Below are 20420 nucleotides of genomic sequence, written 5' to 3'. Positions count from 1 at the left end.
CATGACGACGACCGTCGAGCAAACCTTACTGACCGACAGCGGCGCCCGAACCATCGGGCGCACCACCCTGCATGGCGAGGTCGCGGCGCGCCTGCGCGCCATGATCCTGGAGGGTGAGCTTCCCCCCGGCGCGCACATCCCGGAGGTCCAGCTCTGCACCGAGTTCGGGGTGTCGCGCACGCCGCTGCGCGAGGCGCTGAAGGTGCTGGCCTCGGAAGGGCTGGTGGAGCTGCTGCACAGCCGCGGCGCCATCGTGAAGCCGATCAGCATCCGCGAGGTCGCCGACATCTTCGAGGTGATGGCGGGGCTGGAGGTGCTGAACGGCCGGCTGGTCTGCGAACGGGCGACCGACGCGCAGATCGACCATCTCCGCGGCCTGCACGAGCAGCTCGGCCACCACCACCGCAACGGGCAGCGGACGGAGTATTTCCGGCTGAACCAGACCATCCACGGCGCCATCGCCACGGTCGCCGACAACGGCGTGCTGCTGGGGCTGCACGCCGATTTCTCGGGCAAGATCCGTCGGGCGCGCTACATTGCCAACATGCTCCAGGCGCGCTGGGACGAATCCCTGGAGGAGCACGAGAGCTTCATGACGGCGCTGCTGGCCCGCGACGGCGAGTTGATGGGCCGGCGGCTGGGCGAGCACATGCACAACACCGGTGTCGCCGTCATGCGGGCGCTGCGGGAGATCGCGACCTGACCGGTCGTCGGCAATGGGGGAGGTGTTGATGGCGGGTGGCGTATCGGTGCACGCGGTGGACGTGTCGCGCGGGGTTCCGGCGACCGGGATGCGGGTCGAGCTCTACCGGCTGGAGCCGGAGCGCCGGCTGATCGCCGAGGGCACGCTGCAGCCCAACGGCACGCTCGACCACCCGGTGACGGGTGGCGCGGGCATCGACGCCGGAGCGTACGAGGTGGTCTTCCACATCGGCCCCTGGCTGCGCGGCCAGGGCATGGCCCTGCCCGAGCCCGCCTTCCTGGAGGATGTGCCCTTCCGCTTCGCCATCGCGGATGCGGCCCAGCACTACCACCTGCCGCTCAAATTCACCCCCTGGGGCTATTCGCTGTTCCGCGGTGCCTAGGAGGAAGCCGCCGGGGCGAGCAGCAGCGCCTCCGCCTCCGCCGCCGGCAGGGGCCGGGCGAACAGGTAGCCCTGGCCGTAGTCGCAGCCGGCCCGTGACACGATCGCGCGTTCCGTCTCCGTCTCGATTCCCTCCGCCACCACCGACAGGTCCAGGCGGTGGGCGAGGTCGACGATGCCGCGCAGCAGGGATTCCCGCCGCGGGTCGGTGCCGGCCGCGCTGACGAAGCTCTTGTCGATCTTCAGCACGTCGAAGGGCAGGTCGCCCAGGTGCGACAGCGACGAGTAGCCGGTGCCGAAGTCATCCATGCAGAGCGGCACACCCAGCGCGCGGAAGCGTTGCAGGATGGTGCCGGCCTGGTCCTGGTCGGTGACCGTCATGCTCTCCGTCACCTCGATCTTCAGCCCCTCCACCCCGCTGCGGGCGATGAAGCCGAGCAGCTCGTCCACATAACCCTCGTCCCACATCTGGCGGGCGGACAGGTTGACGTTCACGGTCAGCCCGCGCCCCGGCGTCATCCGCCGCCAGCGGGCGAGCTGGGCCACCGCCTGTTCCAGCACATGGCGGCCGAGTGGCAGGATCTGGCCGGTCTCCTCGGCGATGGGGATGAAGCGGGCGGGGCTGACGATGCCCAACTCCGGATGGCGCCAGCGCACCAGCGCCTCGAATCCCACCACCTCGCCGGCCGGCAGAGCGACGATGGGCTGGTAGAGCAGGAACACGTCCCCGCCGGCCAGAGAGCGGGGAAGGTCCCGTTGCAGGCGGCTGCGGATCAGGATCGCCTCGCGCAGCGACGCGTCGAACAGCACCGTGCGCCCCTTCCCGCGCTCCTTGGCGCGGTAGAGCGCGATGTCGGCGTCGCGCAGGAGCTGGTCGGGGTCGTCGCCGGTGCCGTCGTCCACCGCCAGCCCGATGCTGACGCCCACCCGCAGCTCCATCCCGCCCACGCGCAGCGCCGGCTGGAAGGCGGCCTCCAGCGCGCCGGCGCGGGCGAGCGCGCAGTCCTGCCCGCCCGGCACCACGACCACGAACTCGTCGCCGCCGATCCGGACCGCGATTTCCCCCTCCGCCAGCAGCCCGGCGATGCGCCCGGCCGCGGCGATCAGCAGCCGGTCGCCCACCGCATGGCCGAAGCTGTCGTTGATGCTCTTGAACCCGTCCAGGTCGAGGAAGAGCAGCGCCAGTTCCGGCCGCGGGCCGCCTTGCGTCGCCTCCTGCCGGTCATGCAGCCAGCGCACCAGATGGGCGCGGTTGGGCAGTCCGGTCAGGAAATCATGCGTAGCCTGATGGACCAGCCGCGCCTCGTAGGATTTGCGGTCGCCGATGTCCGACGCGGAGCCGGCCAACCGCACGACGCGCCCGTCCCCGTCGCGCGCCACCACGCCACGCAGCAGCACCCAGGCCGCCTCCGCGGCACCGGGCACGGTGCGGAACTCCACCTCGAAGCCGTCACCGCTGGAGCCCTGCTCCGTTCTCGCCAGCACATCACGGACGGCTTGACGGTCGCGGTCGTCGACCTTCGCCAGAACCGCGCCCAACCCGCCGTGCGCATCGGGAGCCAAGCGCAGCATCTGGCGCATCCGGGGCGATAGGTAAAGGTGGTCGCCGACGAGATCCCAATCCCACAGCCCGTCGTTGGCCGCGGCGGCGGCCATGGCGTAGCGCCGCTCGCTCTCCCCCAGGCGCAGGGACTTCTCCTCGATCGCGGCGAACAGGGTGCGCAGCGCGTTGCGACTGTCCTCCAGCGTGCGGCCGAGCAGCCCGAGCTCGTCGCGCGCCGGCCAGCGGAAGGGCCGGTCGAGGTCGCGCCGCGCCAGCCGCCGCGCGTCCTCGACCAGCCGGCCGAGCGGCCCGACGATGCGGGCGCGGGTGAACCACACGGCGGACCCGGCCAGCCCCAGCACCAGCACCGCGATAAGCCCGCCGCCGAAGGCCATGAGACGCTGGAGATCCTCGATGTCCTCCAGCGTGGCGGCGGTGAGACGGGCGCGCTGCACGGTCAGACGGGTGTTGAGGGTGGCGAGCGCCTGTACCGCCTCGCGCCGGCACTCGTCGAAATCCTTGGCGTCACCGCCGATGGTGTCGCGTTCGACGGCGTCGAGAAAACGGGCGATGGCGGTGACCGCCTGCTCCTCGTCCGGTGTCAGGTCGGCGATGTCGCGGTAGATGCCGAGGTTGGCGCGCGCCAGTCCGAGCGACCGCGTGAGTGCCGCCGCGGTCTCCGCATCGCCCGCATGCCGCCCCTGGTGGTAGCGGTCGATGACCCCGCCGAGGCCGAGATGCCCGCGCAGGTCCGACAGCGCGTCGGCCTTGGTCGCGGCCTCCAGGTCATAGACGCGCCAGCCCTCCGCCGTGTCGTTCATCCCGGCCTTCAACCGGACGCCCACGGCGGTCATGGCGGCGAGGCACACCACCAGCAGCGCCGCCAGCAGCAGCGACGATTGGGCGATGGTCAGGCGGACACGGTGCGGCCTCCGGGCCGCCCCACCGTCCGTGACCGCGGGCTCCACCGCCGTCCCGCCGCCATCGGCCGTCGCCGCCACCACGTCCATGCGTCCCCCTTGCCCGTCAAGCCCGCAGCGTGTCGGAGAAATGCCGGGCCGCGGCCTGCAGCCGCTGCGTCTCGCCGCCCAGCGACTGCGCCGCGGCGAACATGCCTTCCGCCGCCGATCCCGCCTGCTCCGCGGCCTGCGACACCGATTCCATCGCGGCGCTGACCGCCCCGGCGGCACCGGCCGTCTCCTGGATGTTGCGGGCGATGTCGCGCGTCGCGACGTCCTGTTGGGTCACGGCGTGGGCGATGTCGTGCGCCATCCGGCACACCTCGTCAAGGCTGTGGCCGATTCCCTGGATGGCGTTGACGGCGCCGTCGGTGGCGCTGCGGATCGCGTCGATCTGCTGCGTGATGTCCTCTGTCGCGCGCGCCGTCTGGTTGGCGAGGTTCTTGACCTCCTGCGCCACAACGGCGAAGCCCTTGCCGGCCTCTCCCGCCCGCGCCGCCTCGATGGTGGCGTTCAGCGCCAGCAGGTTGGTCTGCGATGCGATGGCGTTGATCAGCCCGACAACCTCGCCGATGCGCTGCACCGCCTCCGACAGGCTGGCGACGGTGGCCGAGGAACGCTCCGCCTGCCCGGCCGCGGCGGTCGCCATCTCCACCGAGCCGTTCACCCGGGTGCCGATCTCGGCGATCGAGGCGGACAGTTCCTCGGTGGCGGCGGCGACGGCCTGGACGGTGCCGGCGGTGCGCGCCGCGGCGGCCGACACCTCCCGTGTGCTGTCGATGGTGCGCCCGGCGGATCGGGCGAGGTCGCGGCCGGTGCCGTTCAGGGTGTCGGCGCGCCCAGCCAGCGCTCCGGCCAACGCGCCGATCTCCGCCTCGAAGGCGCGCAGGTTGCCTTCCAGCGCCTCCTGCCGTTGGCGGTCGCGCTCGGCTTCGGTGCGCTCGCGTTCGCCGGCGGCGCGCAGGCCGATCAAACCGTCGCGGAACACCTCGACCGTGCCGGCCATGCTGCCGATCTCGTCGCGCCGACCAGTCAGCGGCACCGGCGACTCCAGATCACCGCCGGCCAGCCGCAGCATGGCGGCGGACAACCGCGCCAGCGGCCGGACGATGCCGTGATGGGTGAACCACAGGAAAAGCCCGGCGATGCCGAGCAACAGCACCAGCGCGACCCCTCCCCCGGTCAGCACGCTGGCGTTCAGCCGGGCGATGCCTTCGCGGTTGGCCTCCCCCAGCGCCGCACGGCCGCGCGTCAGCTCGCCGTTCAGGGTGCGCATCGCGGCCACCGCCGGGGCGGTGTCCAGCCGCACCTCGCGCGCGACGCGATCGGGCGGCGTCCCGGCCTTGAGCGCCGTTTCGGCGCGCGCCAGGGCCGGTTCGAGCTGCGACAGTGTCGCCGCCACGGTATCGAGCGCCGCCGATTCGGCGGCGGTCAGCGTGCCCGCGTAACGGTAGACGTCGAGGTTGGCGGTGGCGGCACCCAGGCTGCGCCGCACCTCCGTCGCCGCCGCAGGATCGCCGGTCAGCAGAAAATCGCCAAGCCGGTGGATCACCCCGCCGAAGCCCAGCGCGCCGCGCAGGTCGGACAGGGCGTCGGCCTTGGCCGCGGCACCCAGATCGTAGGCGGTCCAACGCTCGTCCACCGCGCGGATGCCCTGCACCGTCACCGCGCTGACTCCCAGCACCAGGGCCAGCACCGCGATCAGCCCGGCGGACAGAAGCCAGCCCAGCCGGGCGATGCGCCGGTGGCTGCCGGACGGGGCCGGGGTGGCGCTCACGGTGATGGACATGGCGACGCTCCCCGGTGGTCGCGGAACAGGCGGCGGGTGATCAAGTGGTCGAGCGACAGCGTGCCGCCGCCGCGCACCACCAGACCCGTCAGCATTACCATCCACAGATAATGTTGTGGATGGTAGAAGGAAGGATTGATGCTGCCGACGGCGAATTGAATGACCAGCGTCATCACCAGCAGGGGAAGCGCCGCCAGCCGCGTGCCCAGCCCCAGGACGAGCAGAACCGGCATGGTCAGCTCGGTCGCCGTCGCCAGGGCGGCGGCAAGGACGGGCGGCAGCACCGGCACCTGATACTCGTATTCGAACAGGAACACGGTGGCCGGCCAATCCGACATCTTCTGAAGTCCCGACCGGAAGAAGATCGGGGCCATGGCCAGCCGGACGCCGAGATCGACCAGGGGTGCCGCGTGCCGCTCCAGCCGGTCGGCGGTCGCGCGCAACAGTGCTGCCGCACGCCACAGCGGGGGCAGCGAAAGCGACGGTGTCATGGCTGTCATCCCTCCATGGGGCCGGCGTCGAGCGCGTAGCCGACCACCAGCCGGTTGTGCAGAAGCCGCAGAAGCATCGCCTGCAGGTCGCCACCGCCCTCAGGCCCACCCTCCGCCGCCGCGTCCGAGAGCGTGCGGCCGGTGATCAACGCGGCCGCGAGCGCGCCGTCGGGCGGGTCGAGGCGGGCGCACCGCACCTCGCCGTCCGTCCGGCCGACCAGCACCGCCTCCGGTTCGGCGCGCGGTACCGCGTCGAGGTCCTTCCACAGGGCATGAACCGACCAGCCGGCCAGGATCAGGCGCACCGAGGGGTGCAGGACCAGCCGCAGGGTGTCCACCCGGTCCGGCGGCACCGACGCCAGCCGGGCGGGGTCCAACGGGTCGGCGTCCGCGGCGAACAGCGCCTCGTGCATGGCGCGGTCGAGGCGCGCGAGATCCGGTGCCCAGGGCGGCAGCGCATCACCGGCCGCCTCCAGCCAGCCCGGCAGATCGCCTCCGTAGCTCCACAGCATCGGCCGGCGCGGCGGGTTCTCCGCGGCAAAGCGGCAGGCGAGCGAGGTGAACCGATCCTCCCCCAACGCTCGCCGAACCGTGGGATAGGCCTGCCCCAGCACGGCGGCGAGCGAGCCCATGACAGTGTTGCGGTAGACGCCCAGCCGCGCGGCCGGCAGGCCGGGCCGCAGGGACTCCTCGATCCCCGCCTCGCCGCACAGCAGATGGGCGGCGAAGCCACGCTGCGTGTCAGCGAGCATGACAGAGCTCCGGCACGGTCGCGGCGGTGTCCATGACGCGCTGCGCGCGCTGCGCGTCCGCCAGCAGCACATCCAGCTCCGGCAGGTCGTTGTCCCATTCGATCAGCACCGGCCGCGGGCCGATGCGACGCATGACGGTGGCGAAGAGTGTCATGACCGGTTCGCCGACGGCGCTGCCGTGGTCGTCGATCAGCAGATCCTCCTCACCGATCCGGAGCCGCGCGTGGCCGGCCAGATGGATTTCCCCGACCGCCGCGGCGGGTATCGCGTCCAGCCATGGCCGCGGATCGAAGCCGAGGTTGGTCGCGGAAACATGCAGGTTGTTCACGTCCAGCAGCAGCCCGCATCCGGTGCGCGCCACCAGGGCCGCCAGGAACTCGCCTTCGGAAATGGCGCTGTCGGCGAAGGCGATGTAGGCCGACGGGTTCTCCACCAGGATCCGACGGCCCAAGGCGTCCTGCGCATGGTCGATGTTGCGGCAGACGAGATCCAGGCTCTCCTCGGTGTAGGGCAGCGGCAGCAGGTCGTTGAAATACACCCCGTCCGCCACGCTCCAGGCCAGATGCTCCGACACCAGACCGGGCTGCAGCCGGTCGTACAGCGCGCGCAGCCGCAGCAGATGGTCGGGGTCCAGACCACCGGCACTGCCCAGCGACAGGCCGACGCCGTGGCAGCTCAGCGGCCGGTCGCGCCGCACCCGCTCGATGCCAGCCAGCCGCGGGCCGCCCGGCACCAGATAATTCTCCGAATGGACTTCCACCCAGGGGGCGGGAAGTCCGGCCGCGACGAACGCCTCCCGGTGCGGCTCGCGCAGCCCGATGCCCGCCGCGTCGGGGATATCGTGGGGGCGAGGCGCCGTCGCGGCCATGGCATCAGGCCTTCTTCTTGGGGTTGGCTCCCTCGAACGGCTTCAGCGAGCCCATCTGCTTTTCGCAGGTGCCGGCCGGCACCAGTTTCCAGTCGCCGCCGTCGTAGGTCAGGTTGGTGTTGCCGGCGCAGGAGTGCAGCCCCTTGGCGTGCGCGCAGCCGTTCTCGCCGGCCTTGGAGATGCCGTAGCACTTCTCCATCCCGGACTGCTGGGCGGAGGCGGGGACCGCCAGCAGGGTAAGCGCACCGGCCAGGGCACCGGCGATGGGCAGCAGGGTCAGCGTCTTCTGGGTCATTGGCAAGGTCTCCGTCCTTTGGTCGATGGGCGCGGCCACCGCCGATCGGCGGTGGCCGCGGTGACAACCGGCGTCAGTGCGCCGGACCGCGGTCGAGCAGCAGATCGACGATCGATTGCGGCTCTGGGCGTTGGGTGAAGTCGGTGTCGATGCGGGCGTAGCGCACCACGCCGCTCGGTGACAGCAGGTAGGTGGCGGGAACCGGCAGGTGCCACGCCTCCTCCGACGGGGTGCCGTTGCGCCGGGCGAGGTCCAGCCCGTTGGCGCGGTAGAAGTCGCGCAGCGTGTCCGGCACCCGGTAGACGAGCCCGTATCCCCGGGCCGCGGCACCGCCGAGATCCGACAGGATGTCGAAGTCCAGCGCGTTCCGTTCCGCCAGCGTCAGGCTGTGGTCCGGCAGTTCCGGCGACACCGCGATCAGATGCGCGCCGGCGGCCCTGATCTGCGGCAGGGCGAGCTGCATGGCGCGGAGCTGCGCGCAGCAGTAGGGGCACCAGGACCCGCGATAGAACAGCAGCAGCACCGGTTTGCGATCCAGCGTCTCGTACAGCGACACCGTGCGACCGAGGTGGTTGGGAAGCGACAGATCCGGTGCCTGATGGCCGGGCCGCAGCCGGCCGAACTCCACCCCGCGGGCGTTCAGGTCGGCGATCACCCGGTCGATCATGGCCGCCGCCTCCGGCGGCATGGTCTTGGCACCTTGTGCACGAATGGATCGGAGCTGGCGTTGCAGACGCATCCCCTCGTCCCTCCCTCGTGTCCGGTGTCCGCCGTGGTTCCTGGGATGCACTGTGGCAAAGCACACGCTTGCGAACCATGGGGAAGTGCGCACAAGATTTTTGCGTGAAACGCAAAGATCGGGAAGAGGCTCCATGGACCGGCTGGACGACCTGACGGTGTTGGTGGAGGTGGTGGACAGCGGCAGCCTGTCGGCGGCGGCCCAACGGCTCGGCCTGTCGGCTTCCGCCGTCAGCCGGCGGCTGGACCAGATGGAAAACCGGCTTGGCACGCGGCTGCTGGCACGCACCACACGCCGGATCGCGCTGACCGACGCCGGGGCCGGCTTCTGCCTGCGCGCCCGCGCCATCCTGGCGGCGCTGGACGAGGCGGAGCAGTCACTGACGGAATTGAACGAGGAGCCGCGCGGCGCGCTGCGTGTCACCATGCCCGTGATGTTCGGGCAGATGCGGGTGGCACCGCTGCTGCCGCCCTATCAGCGCCGCTACCCGCGCGTCACGCTGGAGGCGAGCCTGACCGACCGCACGGTGCGGCTGGTGGACGAAGGGTTCGATCTGGCGATCCGCACCGGGCGGCTGGCCGATTCATCGTTGATCGCCCGCCGGCTGCGGCCGATGCGCCGCCGCGTGGTGGCAAGCCCCGACTATCTGGAACGGCGTGGCACGCCGCAGTCACCGCCCGATCTGGCGCGGCACGACTGCCTGACCCTGCCAGGGGGCGGACGCCAGGACTGGGAGTTCCTGGTGGAGGGCCGGCGCGAGATCCTGCGCCCGGCCGGCACCTTCCAGGCCGACAACCTCTGGGTGCTGCGCCACGCCGCCGTCGGCGGGCTGGGGCTGGCGCGGTTGGCCGACTTCATTGTCGAGGACGACCTGCGTGCCGGGCGCCTCACCCCGGTGCTGACGGAGTTCGAGGTGACGGACGAGGCGATCCATGCCGTCTACCCCGCGACCCGCCACGTGTCGCCCAAGATCCGCAGCTTCATCGAGCATCTGCTGGCCGGTCTGGCCGACCGGGCGGCGTGAAGGTCCGTCAGCGCCCCGACACCGCGTCCACCTCGGCAAGGCATGCCCGGTATCGCTGCTGATACGCGGCCACCAACGGTTCGATGGCGGCCCGGTCCCGGCCTTGAAGCATCCGTGACAGGGCGTGCACGAACGGCCACTGGTCGATGCCGAAATGCCCGCAGTTCGCGGCGGCCGACAGCTCGACCATCATCAGAAGCTCCCGGGTGTCCAGGTCCGCCCAGTCCGCGTAGCAGCGCGATGCGTAAGACACGACGCTGGCAGCGATCACCGCGGCGTCGATCGGATCGGCGTCCGGGTCAAGCGCCGGCTTCCACGGCTCGCCGGACAGGGCGGGTGCCAGAAGCGGTTTCAGAAACCGCTTCCTGAGATTCCGTAATTCCTCGGATGCCAGTGTCAACATCGCTCGTCTCCCCATCGATGCACGGGCAACCAGCCATTTACCGTATCACGGACCCGGCGGCAATCGCTCGTAAACATAACATGGTATCGATGAAGGGCGGATTCTCCTGCGCGATGTTGGAAAAAAAGACGGCGCCGTAAAAAAGCACGGACCTACCAAGCGGTCCGATGGATTGTTCCATCAGGTGCGGTTGAAAACACTCAGTTAATTTGCGCCGATTTCAAAGCGTCGACGGTTTGCCGTCAGCGGAGGATTGCAAAAGCGCGGCAATGGCCCGATGCACCGGCAAGGCGGAACGGCCGGATGCACGCGGCGGCCGACCGGTCTCCACCGCATCCAGGAAATCGGCGATCACCGCCCGATGGGCGTCGTGGGCGAAGCCGATCACGTTGGTGCCGGACCCCATCGCCTCCGCCGTTCCAGTTTCGGTGAGGGTGCCGTCCTTGTGGTGGATGCGCAGCAGCCCGCCCTCCAGCACCGCCGTCCCCCGCTCGAAGGCCAGTTCGATGCGCTCGGGGAAGCCGGGGTAGGACACGGTGTCGGCGTCGATGGTGGCGATGGCCCCGGCCCGCGTGCGCAGCACCCCCGACACCATGTCTTCGGTGTCGATCGGGCGCAGGCCGCTGGTGCGCGCGTACGCGAATACCTCCTCCACCGGCCCGATCAGGGTGAGGAACAGGTCCAGCGTGTGGATGGCCTGGGTCAGCAGCACGCCGCCGCCGTCGCGCGCCTTCATCCCGCGGCCGGGCTGGGCGTAATAGGCGTCGTCCCGCCACCAGCGGATGCGCACGCTGCCCGACAGCAGCCGCCCCAGCCCGCCGCCCTCGATGGCATCCGCCAACGCCACGGCCGCCGGCCGGAAGCGGTGCTGGAGCACCACGCCGAGCGTCAGCCCGGCCTCCTCCATCGCCCGCACCGCCTGCTCCGCGCGGTCCGGGGTCACCTCGATGGGCTTCTCCAGCAGGACGTGCTTGCCGGCGGCGGCGCAGCGGCGCACCAGATCAAGATGCGTGGTCGGCGGGGTCAGCAGGATGACCGAGCGGATGGACGGGTCCGCCAGCACCGGCTCAACATCGTCCAGCAACGGGACCTCCGGCCACGCGGCGGCGAAGGCGGCGCGGCGCGCGGGATCGCGCGACACGGCCGCGGCGACCTCGACCCGGCCGGCGAGGTCCTTCAGGCTGGCCGCGTGCGGGGCGAGCGCCAGCCCCAGCCCGACGACGGCGATCCGGTGCGTCATCCCCGCCCCTCCCCACTCATACCCGGTTCAGCCGCCGACGGCGGTGGAGGAGGTCTTCCACAGGTTGATCTCGCCATCCACCGCGTGGCCGTCGATCTCTGCCAGCTCCTCCGGGCTGAAGGCGGTGTTGGCGAGCGCGTCGAGCGAGTTGTCGAGCTGCTCCACAGTGCGCGCGCCGATCAGGGCGGAGGTCACGCGCGGGTCGCGCAGCACCCAGGCTATGGCCATCTGCGCCAACGTCTGGCCGCGCCGCTGCGCGATGGCGTCCAGCGCCCGCACCCGCGCCAGATTCTCATCCGACAGGAAATGGGCGCGCAGGGTGCCGCCCTTGGCCGCGCGGGCGTCGGTCGGCTTGCCGGACAGATACTTGTTGGTCAGCATGCCCTGCGCCAGCGGCGAGAAGGCGATGCAGCCGATCCCCAGCTCCTCCAGCGTGTCGAGCAGCCCGCCCTCGATCCAGCGGTTCAGCATGGAATAGCTGGGCTGGTGGATCAGGCAGGGGGTGCCGAGCTGCTTCAGGATCGCCGCCGCCCGCCGCGTCATCTCCGGCGAGTAGGAGGAGATGCCAACATAGAGCGCCTTGCCCTGCCGCACCACATGGTCCAGCGCCCCCATCGTCTCCTCCAGCGGGGTGCGCGGGTCGACGCGGTGGGAGTAGAAGATGTCCACATAGTCCAGCCCCATGCGCTTCAGGCTCTGGTCCAGGCTGGAGACGAGGTACTTGCGCGAGCCCCAGCTTCCGTAGGGGCCCGGCCACATGTCGTAGCCGGCCTTGGTGGACACGACGATCTGGTCGCGGTAGGGGCGGAAATCGGTGGCGAGGATGCGCCCGAACCCCTCCTCCGCCGAGCCCGGCGGCGGGCCGTAGTTGTTGGCGAGGTCGAAATGGGTGACGCCGCGGTCGAAGGCCCGGCGCAGCACCGCGCGCCCGGTCTCGAACACGTCCACCCCGCCGAAATTCTGCCAGAGCCCCAGCGACACGGCGGGCAGGTCCAGCCCGCTGCGCCCGCTGCGACGGTAGCTCATCCGCTCGTACCGGGTGGGTTCGGCGAGATAGGGGGGATGCATGCCGGGATCCTCGCTTCGTTCAGGTCGCGCGGCCAGGGCGCGCGCGAAGTGATATACCAGTTTGCTTCACCCGTGCGCATACGAAATTCGGGGTGCCGACGGTTGGGCAGGCCTGCGGCTACAGCAGGTGCCGGTTCATGACCAGCCAGTGGCGCATCAGCGGCACGCGCAGGCGCCAGCCATCGTCGGTCACTGTCACCAGCTCCCGCCGGTGCAGCGAGCGGGCGACGGCGCGGTCGGCGGGGGGCGGCTGCACCTCGACATCCGCGAAGCCCAGCAGATAGGCCGCCTCCCCCTCCAGCCGCGATTCACCGAGGAGGAGCTGGCGCAGCACCATTTCCCCCCGCCCGGCGGCGCGGTCGAGCACGTCGCCGCGCCAGGCCGACTCGAAAGCCTTGGCCTCGCGGTCGTTCACCTCGTCCACCACCCCCTCCGCCAGGAGCTGGACGAGGTGCGGCCAGCCGCCGGCCGTGGCGTGCAGCCACGCGATGCCGTCCTCGCCCCAGAACGCCTCCGCGATGCGCGGCCGGCGCGGGTCGTCCACGCGGAAGGCGGGGGAATGGGCGAGCGGGTTGGTGAGCAGCGCCCGCGTCTCAGCCGCTGTGAACATCGGCACCGGCACGCTGCGCACGGAGATGAGGTGGGAGGCCCAATCGGCGTGCGGCAGTTCGTCGATGTGGTGGCTGCCGGCAAACAGCCAGACGATGCGCCGGTGCGTCTGGATGGACTCGCGCAGCGCCGCCAGGATGTCCGGCGGGAACAGCCCCTCCGCCACCCGCTGGTCGATGGTCTCGTACTCGTCCAGCGCCAGCAGCAGCCGGCGGTCGCCGGTGGCGAGCGCCGCGTCGGCGCGGGCGAGCGTCGCCATCAGCGCCGGCAGGTCCGACCGCTCCTCGGCCGGGACGTCCAGGCCCAGCCGCTCCGCGATCCGCTGGCGCAGGTACCCGCAGAAATGCGCCACGTCGCCGCCGGCCTGCGGGTTCTGGAGCGAGACGTAGAGCGGCAGCACCTCGCCGGGGATCAGCCCCTCCAGCCCCTTCAGCACCGTGCTCTTGCCCACGCGCCGCCGCCCGTAGAGGAGCAGGCCGGGGCATCCCGCGGCCAGAAGCACCTGCCGCTCCAGCTCCGCCAGCACCGGCGCGCGGGCGACAAAGGCCTCCCCCTCCCGGTCCACCGGGTCGCCGGCGCGGAAATACTGTCGGATGCCGGCCTGCTCCGCGGCCACCCCGGCCTCCCGCGCCAACGATTCCGCCTGGGCCAGCCACTGCACCGACGCCACCCGCAGCTCGCTCGCCAGCGGCTCGTGGTAGCCGGTGACGGTGCCCTGGAAGGCAATGATGCGGTTGACGAGGCGCTCGGCAGCCAGAGCGCGGAAGAGCGGGCGCGTGCGGGTGGCGACCTCGCGCGCGTCCGCGGCGATGGCGGCGGCGGCGGCTTTGACGTCGGCGGTTTGGGTGAGAAAACCCATTTTGCCTTCGGGAAGTGCGGAGAGGGCTTGATCGAGGATGGCGAGTTGAGCTTTGGCAGCGGCACGGATGTCCAGTGTCGTCCAGGCCCGCTGGACGGCGGCCCGCTGGCTCGGAACATTCCTCAGCAGACGATCCATTTCGCTCCAGGCCTTCTCGGGAGCATGACAGTGCAGATCGATCAGCAGCCGGTCCAAGTCGGGGAAGGGGAGAAGACACTCGTCGTCCCACGCCACCGGATGCCACCGCCATAGGCGACCTTTCAGACGAGGCCAAACAAACAGTTTTGCAATAGGCAAATAGTAAATTCGCAATACTCCCGCCCAATAGACGATTGGAATTGCAATAAAAATGTAATCATCAAAATTGTATGAAAACAAAAATCCGATAAACATACCAGCTATTATGTATTCTTTAGAACCTGTTCGAGAATCAGACGAGCTAATACCCGCAAGACCGATCATTGATACCAAAGCAATCGCGAGATATGCTTTGAAATGCTCTGTCAATCCTGCCGCTACACAGAGCGATATGCCAAAGTTGAACCCACATACAATTCCTGGTGCGATCCCGATTACAATGCCAATCGATAGGCAGCTTGCAACGCCTATAGCGAGACTAACAGTTGCGAAAAACCAAGGAAACGCCACTGGTTCAGTAACAATTTCAACGAATACTGCGCGTCCCAACAATATAGCAACCAAACCCAATAGACATATTGTTGTCTGTAGTGCGGCAACTGCCCGCAACCGCCGTCTCCACCCAAAGCGATCAAGCCCTTTCGCGATGTGCCAAAATCGATGTGGCTTTGCGTACATTACCCACAGCCACAGCAACGCCGCCTTTTGCCCTTGCCACGTCAGTGGATTGATTCGGTCGGGCCGCGTCAGGGTCATCGTCGAGGCCGCAAATGGATGTGGGCGGCCGTCATCTGCGACAGGATGTGGCCCGCGGGCAGCAGCCCGCCGAAGGGTTCGGTGGTGTGGACGAGCAGGGTCAGGTTGCGGTCGTCGTCCATGGCGTGGTAGCGGAGGGCGTCGAACAGGTGGGCGCCGAAGCCGGATAGGGTGCGCGCCTTCTGGAAGTTGCGGAGGACCAACCGCTGCGGCGGCAGCGCGCCCAAGGCCCTGGAGAAGGCGGCGAGTTCCGCCACCGGATCGCCGCCGCCGGGCGTCGCGGCCCGCACCCCGAAGGCCCCCAGCACGCCATCGAGGAAGCCGGTGAGTTCCCACAGCGCCGGCTTCGCCAGATCGACCGTCGGCAGGGTGGCGGTGGCGTCCTCACCGGGCAGGGCCGCGATCAACTCCTTCCAATGGACGGGCGGGGCGGCGCACAGGCTGACATGCTTGCCCTCGTCCAAGTCCCGGCGGATCGCGCAGAGCGCCGCCAGCCAGTCGGTGACGGTGGTGCCCAACGTGCCGCCCCACACCGCCAGCAGCGCGCGCCACGCCCGCTCGACCGCCCCGTCCGGCTTGCCGCGGCCATCCGTGCGCAGGTCGAGATACAAGGGGCCGGCGGTGCCTTGCAGGGCCGGGGGCATCGGGTCGCAGGTTTCCCGCAGGACCGGGATGAGCGTCCCGCCGTTGAGGAAGCCAGGATCGCGCGCCTGGGCGCGCTCCCACTCCAGCCGGCAGGCGTCGCTGCGCAGATAGTCGGGCGACAGCACCGCCACCACATGGGCGGCGGCGTCCCCCCACCGCCGCATCTGCACATCCAGGCTGAGGCCCGCCCGACCATCCGCCACATCCAGGACCACCTCGGCTCCGCTTGCCCGGATCACGGGTGCGAGGCGCCGGTGAACCCACTCGGCCTGACGGTGGCTGTAGCTGATGAAGACGTTCGGAGTCATAGGCTGAACGGTAACACACGCGGCGCGTGCGCGACAACGGGTGCCGCCGCTCCGTCAGCCCCCCGGCGCCTCCCACGCAAACCCCGCCGCCTCCAGCGCGCGGCCGAGGCGGAGCAGCAGCGCCTCCTCCCCCGGCCGGGCGATGAGCTGGACGCCGAAGGGGATGCCGTCCGCCGAGCGGCCCGCGGGCAGGGTCAGGACGGGGAAGCCGATCAGGGTGATCACAGTGGTGACGGCCAGATAGTCGAGGATGGTTTCCACCGGGCGGCCGTCGATGGCGGTCACCTCGCCGTCCTCGTTGGGCCAGGGCAGGACGCAGCAGGCGGGGGCGACCAGCACGTCCACCTCGCGGAACAGGGCCGCGAAGCCGCGGTAGAGGCGGGTGCGGGCGGCCTGGGCGGACAGGTATTGCTCGGCGGTGATGCCGCGACCGGCCTCGATGTTCCAGCGCAGCGTCGGGGTGATGCGCTCCGGGTCCTTCGCCAGCAGCGGGCCGAAGCCGTTCAGCACATGGGCGGCGCGCAGGGTGCGCAGGGTCGCCGCCGCCTCCCCGCACTCCGGACTGCGGCGGACCACCGGCCCGGCGGCGCGGGCGATGCCGTCGACCGCCGCCTCGAACAGCGCGCGCACCGCGCGGGCGACAGGGGCGACGCCGAAATCCGCCGTCGCCGCCAGCCGCGGCCGGGCGCCGTGATCCGGCACCGATGGCACGAAGGAGGTCGGGTCGCGCGGGTCGGCGCCGGCCATGGCGGCGAGCAGCAGGGCGCAGTCGTCCACGCTGCGGGCGATGGTCCCATGGGTGGACAGCGTGTCCCAGCCCAGCGCGCGGCCGGGGGCGGGGACCAGCCCCGGCGTCGGGCGGATCGACACCACCCCGCAGAAGCTCGCCGGCACCCGCACCGAGCCGCCGAAATCCGTGCCGTGCGCCAGCGCCGCCATGCCGGTCGCCACCGACACCGCGGCCCCGCCGCTCGACCCGCCGGAGGTCAGATCGGGGTCGAAGGGGTTGCGCGTCGGCCCCAGCAGCGGGTTGGTGCAGACGGCGCCGAAGCCGAATTCCGGCGTGTTGGTCTTGCCGATGACGACGCCACCGGCCCGCTCGATGCGCTCGACCACGAGGTCGTTGGCCGCCGGCACATGGTCGGCGAACAAGGCCGAGCCGTAGGTCGTGCGGAGCCCCGCGGTGTCGACCAGATCCTTGATGGACACCGGCAGCCCGTGCAGCGGCCCGGCCGGGGCCGGCAGGGCGTCCAGCGCGTCGGCCCGCGCCAGCGCGGCGCCCGCCGCCACGGTCAGGAAGGCGTTGAGTTGCGGGTCACGCGCGGCGATGCGCTCCAGATGCGCGGCCACAACCTCGCGCGCCGACAGCTCGCGCCGGGCGAGCCGCCCCGCCAGCTCCGTCGCCGGCCGTTCCGTGAGCGTCATCCGTCCCCTCCCTGTCCAATCCGTGACCAGTTGCACGCGCACGGTGGCGCAATCTTGATCAAACCATCCGTCCCGTCAACCGATCGTGGCCGCAAAAATATAACTAAGTCATTATTAGAAAACAATAATCACGAAAATGGCATGCTGTTTGCTCTTAAGACATCGAACGATCCCGCCAACCATCCACGGTGCCGCGCCCATGATCGACCACCCGGAGCAGCCCCCGCAAGGCCGTACGCTGATGATCGACGGTGTCACCCACCGCTACGGCGGGTCCACCGCGGTCGATGACGTGACGCTGGACATCCGCGGGGGTGAGCTGGTCGCCCTGCTCGGGCCGTCCGGCTGCGGCAAGACCACGCTTTTGCGCATCATCGCCGGCTTCATCGCCCAGACCCGCGGCCGGGTTCTGGTGGGGGGCGAAGCGATCGACGACCAGCCGCCCAACAAGCGGGCGGTCGGCATCGTGTTCCAGAACTACGCGCTGTTCCCGCACATGACGGTGGCGGAGAACGTCGCCTATGGGCTGGCCGCGCGCGGCGCCGACCGGCGGACGCAGGCGGCGGAGTCCGAACGCATGCTGGAGCTGGTGCAGCTCGGCCACCTCGCCGGGCGCTACCCGAAGCAGTTGTCGGGCGGCCAGCAGCAGCGGGTGGCGCTCGCCCGCGCGCTGGCGGTGAAGCCGGCGATCCTGCTGCTCGACGAGCCCTTCGCGGCGCTCGACAAGAATCTGCGGCTCGACATGCAGATCGAGGTGAAGCGCATCCAGCGCATGGCCGGCACCACCACCATCCTGGTCACCCATGACCAGGAGGAGGCGCTGTCCATGGCCGACCGGGTGGCGGTGCTGAGCCAGGGCAGGCTGGAGCAGTTCGCCCCGCCGACCGAGGTCTACGACGCCCCGGCCACCCTGTTCGTCAACAGCTTCGTCGGCACCGCCAACCTGCTGGGCGGCACGCTGCTGGGTGCCGACACCGAAGGCGCCAGGGTCCGGCTCGACGGCGGGGCGGTGATCGAGACGCGGGCGCCGGTGGGTGCGGTGGCGCCCGGCGGCCGCGTCACCGTCTGCCTGCGGCCGGAACACCTGACCGTGGTCGGCGGCGGCTCCGACGGCGACGAGGACGGCATCCCCGGCGTGGTCGACCTCGGCCTGCCGCTGGGCGCCACCGTGGTCCACGAGGTGCGCATCGGCACCGGCACGGCGGTCAAGGTCGCCGAGCCGCGCCGCCAGCGCGCCAGCGTGCTGCCCCCCGGAACCCCGGTGCGGCTGGCCCCCGCCGGCCCGCGCCTCGCCTCGGTCTTCCCCCAGGCGGCTTGAACCCCTTTTTCGCCCACACCCCCTCCCTCCGAAGGAGACACGGATGCTGTTGACCCGCCGAAACCTGATGCAGACCGCCCTGACGCTGGGGGCGATGCACGCCTTCCCCGGCCTGACCTGGGCGCAGGCCCGCCCGCTGGTCTTCGCGACCTTCACCGGAAGCTGGGAGGAGGCGCACAAGGCCGTGCTCGTCCCCGCCTTCCGCAAGGCCAACGGCAACGCCGACATGGTGCTCGACCCCATGCTGTCGGTGGACCAGATCTCCAAGGTGAAGGCCGCCCCCGGCAACCCGCCCATCGACGTGATGCTGCACGATCCGGGCCCCGCCCTCCAGGCGGTGGCGCAGGGTCTGGTCGAACCCTACCCGGTGGAAAAGAGCGCGCATTTCAAGGATCTGATCCCGGTGGCGCAGGACGCCAACGGCCCGGCCCCCTTCTTCCAGACGGTCGGGCTGACCTACAACCCCGACACGGTGAAGACGCCGCCGACCTCCTGGGCCGATCTGTGGCGGCCGGAGTTCAAGGGCAAGGTGGGCATCACCAACCTGAACTCCACGCTCGGCACCGGCTTCCTGGTGGAGATCGCCAAGATGCACGGCGGGTCGGAGGCGAATGTCGAGCCGGGCTTCGCCGCCATCGACAAGCTGAAGCCGAACCTCGCCGCCGTCGCCGCCAACCCCGGCCAGCTCGCCACCCTGTTCCAGCAGGGCCAGATCGACATCTCCCCCGGCAACTTCAACGCCATCCAGATCCTCAAGGCGCGCGGCGTGCCGGTGGAGTTCGTGGCGCCGAAGGAAGGCGCCATCGCCTTCAAGACCACCATCCACATCGTCAAGAACTCGCCCAACCGCGAGCTCGCCTTCAAGCTGATCGAGGCCGCCCTGTCGCCCGAGGTGCAGGCGACGCTGATGGACTCCCCCTATCTGATCGTCCCCACCAACAGCAAGGTGCGGATGGGCGGCGAGATCGCCAAGGTGCTGGCGAAGGACCAGGCGGAGTTGCAGCGCAAGTTCGTCTTCCAGGACTGGGCCAAGATCAACGAGCAGCGGGCGGAGTGGATCCAACGCTTCAACCGCGACATCAAGATCTGAGGCGTTGTCCGAGACGTTGCTGAGTTGTACCCCACCCCGGCCCTCCCCCACTTCGCGGGGGAGGGAGAAGAACAAGCCCTCCCCCGTTGAAGATGGGGGAGGGTTGGGTGGGGGCCCGCCGCTGACACTTCCCGCGCCCCCGCAAGGACACCGCCCGCATGCGCACCAATCTTCGCGACGTGACGGTCTACGAGCTGAGGCTGGCCGCCCCGCTGGCCGCCTTCTTCGCGGTGTTCTTCGTGGCGCCGCTGCTTCTGCTGTTCGTGCTCAGTCTCCAGGCCGCGCCGGACGGCGGCGGCTACGGGGTGGCGCAGTATGTCGCCTTCCTCGGCGACGCCTTCAGCCTGGGCGTGCTGGGCTCGACCCTGTGGCTGGGGGTGAAGGTCACGGCTTTGTGCCTGCTGCTGGGCTATCCGGTGGCGTGGCTGCACGTCCGCTCGCCGGGCTGGGCGAAAGGGGTGATCATGCTGGTGGTGCTGCTGCCGCTGCTGACCAGCGTGGTGGTGCGCACCTTCGCCTGGATCGTCATCCTCGGCCGCCAGGGCATCGTCAACGCGGCGCTGATGGATCTGGGGCTGATCGACACGCCGCTGCGCATGCTCTACACGGAGGGCGGGCTGGTGGTGGCCCTGGCCCAGGTGCAGATGCCGCTGATGGTGTTGCCGCTGATCACCGCGCTGACCCGCATCGACCCCAACCTTGCCGACGCCTCGGCGGTGCTCGGGGCCGGGCACTGGCGCACCTTCCGCAAGGTGACTCTGCCGCTGTCGCTGCCGGGCATCGTCGCCGGCTGCCTGCTGACCTACGCCGCGGCGATCACCGCCTTCATCACCCAGTCGCTGGTCGGCGGCGGGCAGATGCTGTTCATGCCGATGTACATCTACCAGCAGGCGTCGACGCTCCAGAACTGGCCCTTCGCGGCCGCCATCTCGATCATCTTCCTGGCCGCGGTGCTGCTGGTGGTGTGGCTGTTCAACCTGCTGGGCCGCCTGTCGCGCGGCTACGCCCAGGCCTGAC

Annotated in this window: 19 protein-coding genes; 6 read left to right on the top strand and 13 right to left on the bottom strand. The window is 70.3% G+C overall.

Translation table 11 applies throughout. The annotated features are described in order from the left end of the window. Nucleotide 1 precedes the first annotated feature (1 nt). Nucleotides 2-703, top strand: coding sequence for a GntR family transcriptional regulator (locus HL658_RS23455; protein ID WP_180284304.1), 702 nt, complete (start codon nucleotides 2-4; stop codon nucleotides 701-703). A gap of 28 nt (nucleotides 704-731) precedes the next feature. Next, nucleotides 732-1085: a hydroxyisourate hydrolase gene (locus HL658_RS23450; RefSeq protein ID WP_180284303.1), complete on the top strand. Its 354-nt coding sequence runs from the start codon at nucleotides 732-734 to the stop codon at nucleotides 1083-1085. Here the strand turns inward: HL658_RS23450 and HL658_RS23445 are convergent. From HL658_RS23445 to HL658_RS23415, 7 genes are all read right to left on the bottom strand, one after another. Beyond that, the gene (locus tag HL658_RS23445) at nucleotides 1082-3637 is read right to left on the bottom strand and encodes a bifunctional diguanylate cyclase/phosphodiesterase (RefSeq protein WP_180284302.1); all 2556 of its coding nucleotides are present in this window, start codon (nucleotides 3635-3637) and stop codon (nucleotides 1082-1084) included. The two genes, HL658_RS23450 and HL658_RS23445, sit on opposite strands and share 4 nt — an antisense overlap. Nucleotides 3638-3653: 16 nt before the next feature. Then, complete coding sequence (locus tag HL658_RS37305; protein ID WP_246337813.1) at nucleotides 3654-5375, bottom strand: methyl-accepting chemotaxis protein; 1722 nt, start codon at nucleotides 5373-5375, stop codon at nucleotides 3654-3656. Beyond that, entirely contained in the window at nucleotides 5360-5866 is a 507-nt protein-coding gene (locus HL658_RS23435; protein WP_180284301.1) for a DoxX family protein, read from the bottom strand. The genes HL658_RS37305 and HL658_RS23435 overlap by 16 nt, the downstream gene beginning before the upstream one ends. Nucleotides 5867-5871: 5 nt before the next feature. Continuing rightward, nucleotides 5872-6618: an HvfC/BufC family peptide modification chaperone gene (locus HL658_RS23430; protein WP_180284300.1), complete on the bottom strand. Its 747-nt coding sequence runs from the start codon at nucleotides 6616-6618 to the stop codon at nucleotides 5872-5874. Next, on the bottom strand, nucleotides 6608-7486 hold the full coding sequence (bufB, locus tag HL658_RS23425) for an MNIO family bufferin maturase (RefSeq protein ID WP_180284299.1): 879 nt from the start codon (nucleotides 7484-7486) through the stop codon (nucleotides 6608-6610). Before bufB ends, HL658_RS23430 begins: the two co-directional genes overlap by 11 nt. Before the next feature lie 4 nt (nucleotides 7487-7490). Next, on the bottom strand, nucleotides 7491-7781 hold the full coding sequence (locus HL658_RS23420) for a BufA1 family periplasmic bufferin-type metallophore (RefSeq protein WP_180284298.1): 291 nt from the start codon (nucleotides 7779-7781) through the stop codon (nucleotides 7491-7493). Nucleotides 7782-7854: 73 nt separating this feature from the next. After that, the gene (locus tag HL658_RS23415; RefSeq protein ID WP_180284297.1) at nucleotides 7855-8520 is read right to left on the bottom strand and encodes a peroxiredoxin-like family protein; all 666 of its coding nucleotides are present in this window, start codon (nucleotides 8518-8520) and stop codon (nucleotides 7855-7857) included. Between the two features lie 133 nt (nucleotides 8521-8653). Here HL658_RS23415 and HL658_RS23410 point away from each other — a divergent pair, with 133 nt between their 5' ends. Further along, nucleotides 8654-9544, top strand: coding sequence for a LysR family transcriptional regulator (locus HL658_RS23410; RefSeq protein ID WP_180284296.1), 891 nt, complete (start codon nucleotides 8654-8656; stop codon nucleotides 9542-9544). A gap of 7 nt (nucleotides 9545-9551) precedes the next feature. On the opposite strand, the gene HL658_RS23405 is transcribed toward HL658_RS23410, so the two are convergent. The 6 genes from HL658_RS23405 to HL658_RS23380 all read right to left on the bottom strand — a co-directional run bounded on the left by HL658_RS23405 (nucleotide 9552) and on the right by HL658_RS23380 (nucleotide 16995). Next, nucleotides 9552-9947: a hypothetical protein gene (locus HL658_RS23405; RefSeq protein ID WP_180284295.1), complete on the bottom strand. Its 396-nt coding sequence runs from the start codon at nucleotides 9945-9947 to the stop codon at nucleotides 9552-9554. A gap of 220 nt (nucleotides 9948-10167) precedes the next feature. Beyond that, nucleotides 10168-11187, bottom strand: coding sequence for a Gfo/Idh/MocA family protein (locus HL658_RS23400; RefSeq protein WP_180284294.1), 1020 nt, complete (start codon nucleotides 11185-11187; stop codon nucleotides 10168-10170). A gap of 27 nt (nucleotides 11188-11214) precedes the next feature. Then, nucleotides 11215-12255 carry an L-glyceraldehyde 3-phosphate reductase gene (mgrA, locus tag HL658_RS23395; protein ID WP_180284293.1) on the bottom strand — a complete coding sequence of 347 codons (1041 nt, stop codon included), beginning with the start codon at nucleotides 12253-12255 and terminating at the stop codon, nucleotides 11215-11217. Nucleotides 12256-12373: 118 nt separating this feature from the next. Continuing rightward, nucleotides 12374-13957, bottom strand: a complete 1584-nt coding sequence (locus HL658_RS23390) for an ATP-binding protein (protein WP_180284292.1) — start codon at nucleotides 13955-13957, stop codon at nucleotides 12374-12376. Nucleotides 13958-14613: 656 nt separating this feature from the next. Further along, nucleotides 14614-15570, bottom strand: coding sequence for a toll/interleukin-1 receptor domain-containing protein (locus tag HL658_RS23385; RefSeq protein WP_180284291.1), 957 nt, complete (start codon nucleotides 15568-15570; stop codon nucleotides 14614-14616). Between the two features lie 54 nt (nucleotides 15571-15624). Then, nucleotides 15625-16995, bottom strand: coding sequence for an amidase (locus HL658_RS23380; protein ID WP_180284290.1), 1371 nt, complete (start codon nucleotides 16993-16995; stop codon nucleotides 15625-15627). A 199-nt stretch (nucleotides 16996-17194) separates the two neighbouring features. Here HL658_RS23380 and HL658_RS23375 point away from each other — a divergent pair, with 199 nt between their 5' ends. The 3 genes from HL658_RS23375 to HL658_RS23365 all read left to right on the top strand — a co-directional run bounded on the left by HL658_RS23375 (nucleotide 17195) and on the right by HL658_RS23365 (nucleotide 20419). Then, complete coding sequence (locus HL658_RS23375) at nucleotides 17195-18313, top strand: ABC transporter ATP-binding protein (protein ID WP_180284289.1); 1119 nt, start codon at nucleotides 17195-17197, stop codon at nucleotides 18311-18313. Nucleotides 18314-18356: 43 nt separating this feature from the next. Beyond that, nucleotides 18357-19403, top strand: a complete 1047-nt coding sequence (locus tag HL658_RS23370) for an ABC transporter substrate-binding protein (protein ID WP_180284288.1) — start codon at nucleotides 18357-18359, stop codon at nucleotides 19401-19403. A 158-nt stretch (nucleotides 19404-19561) separates the two neighbouring features. Next, nucleotides 19562-20419, top strand: coding sequence for an ABC transporter permease (locus tag HL658_RS23365; RefSeq protein WP_180284287.1), 858 nt, complete (start codon nucleotides 19562-19564; stop codon nucleotides 20417-20419). Nucleotide 20420 lies beyond the last annotated feature (1 nt).

It is taken from the genome of Azospirillum oleiclasticum (assembly GCF_013423485.1).
Classification (GTDB): Bacteria; Pseudomonadota; Alphaproteobacteria; order Azospirillales; family Azospirillaceae; genus Azospirillum; species Azospirillum oleiclasticum.
Note: the sequence above shows the minus strand (reverse complement) of the source record. Positions and strands in the feature narration are given on the sequence as shown.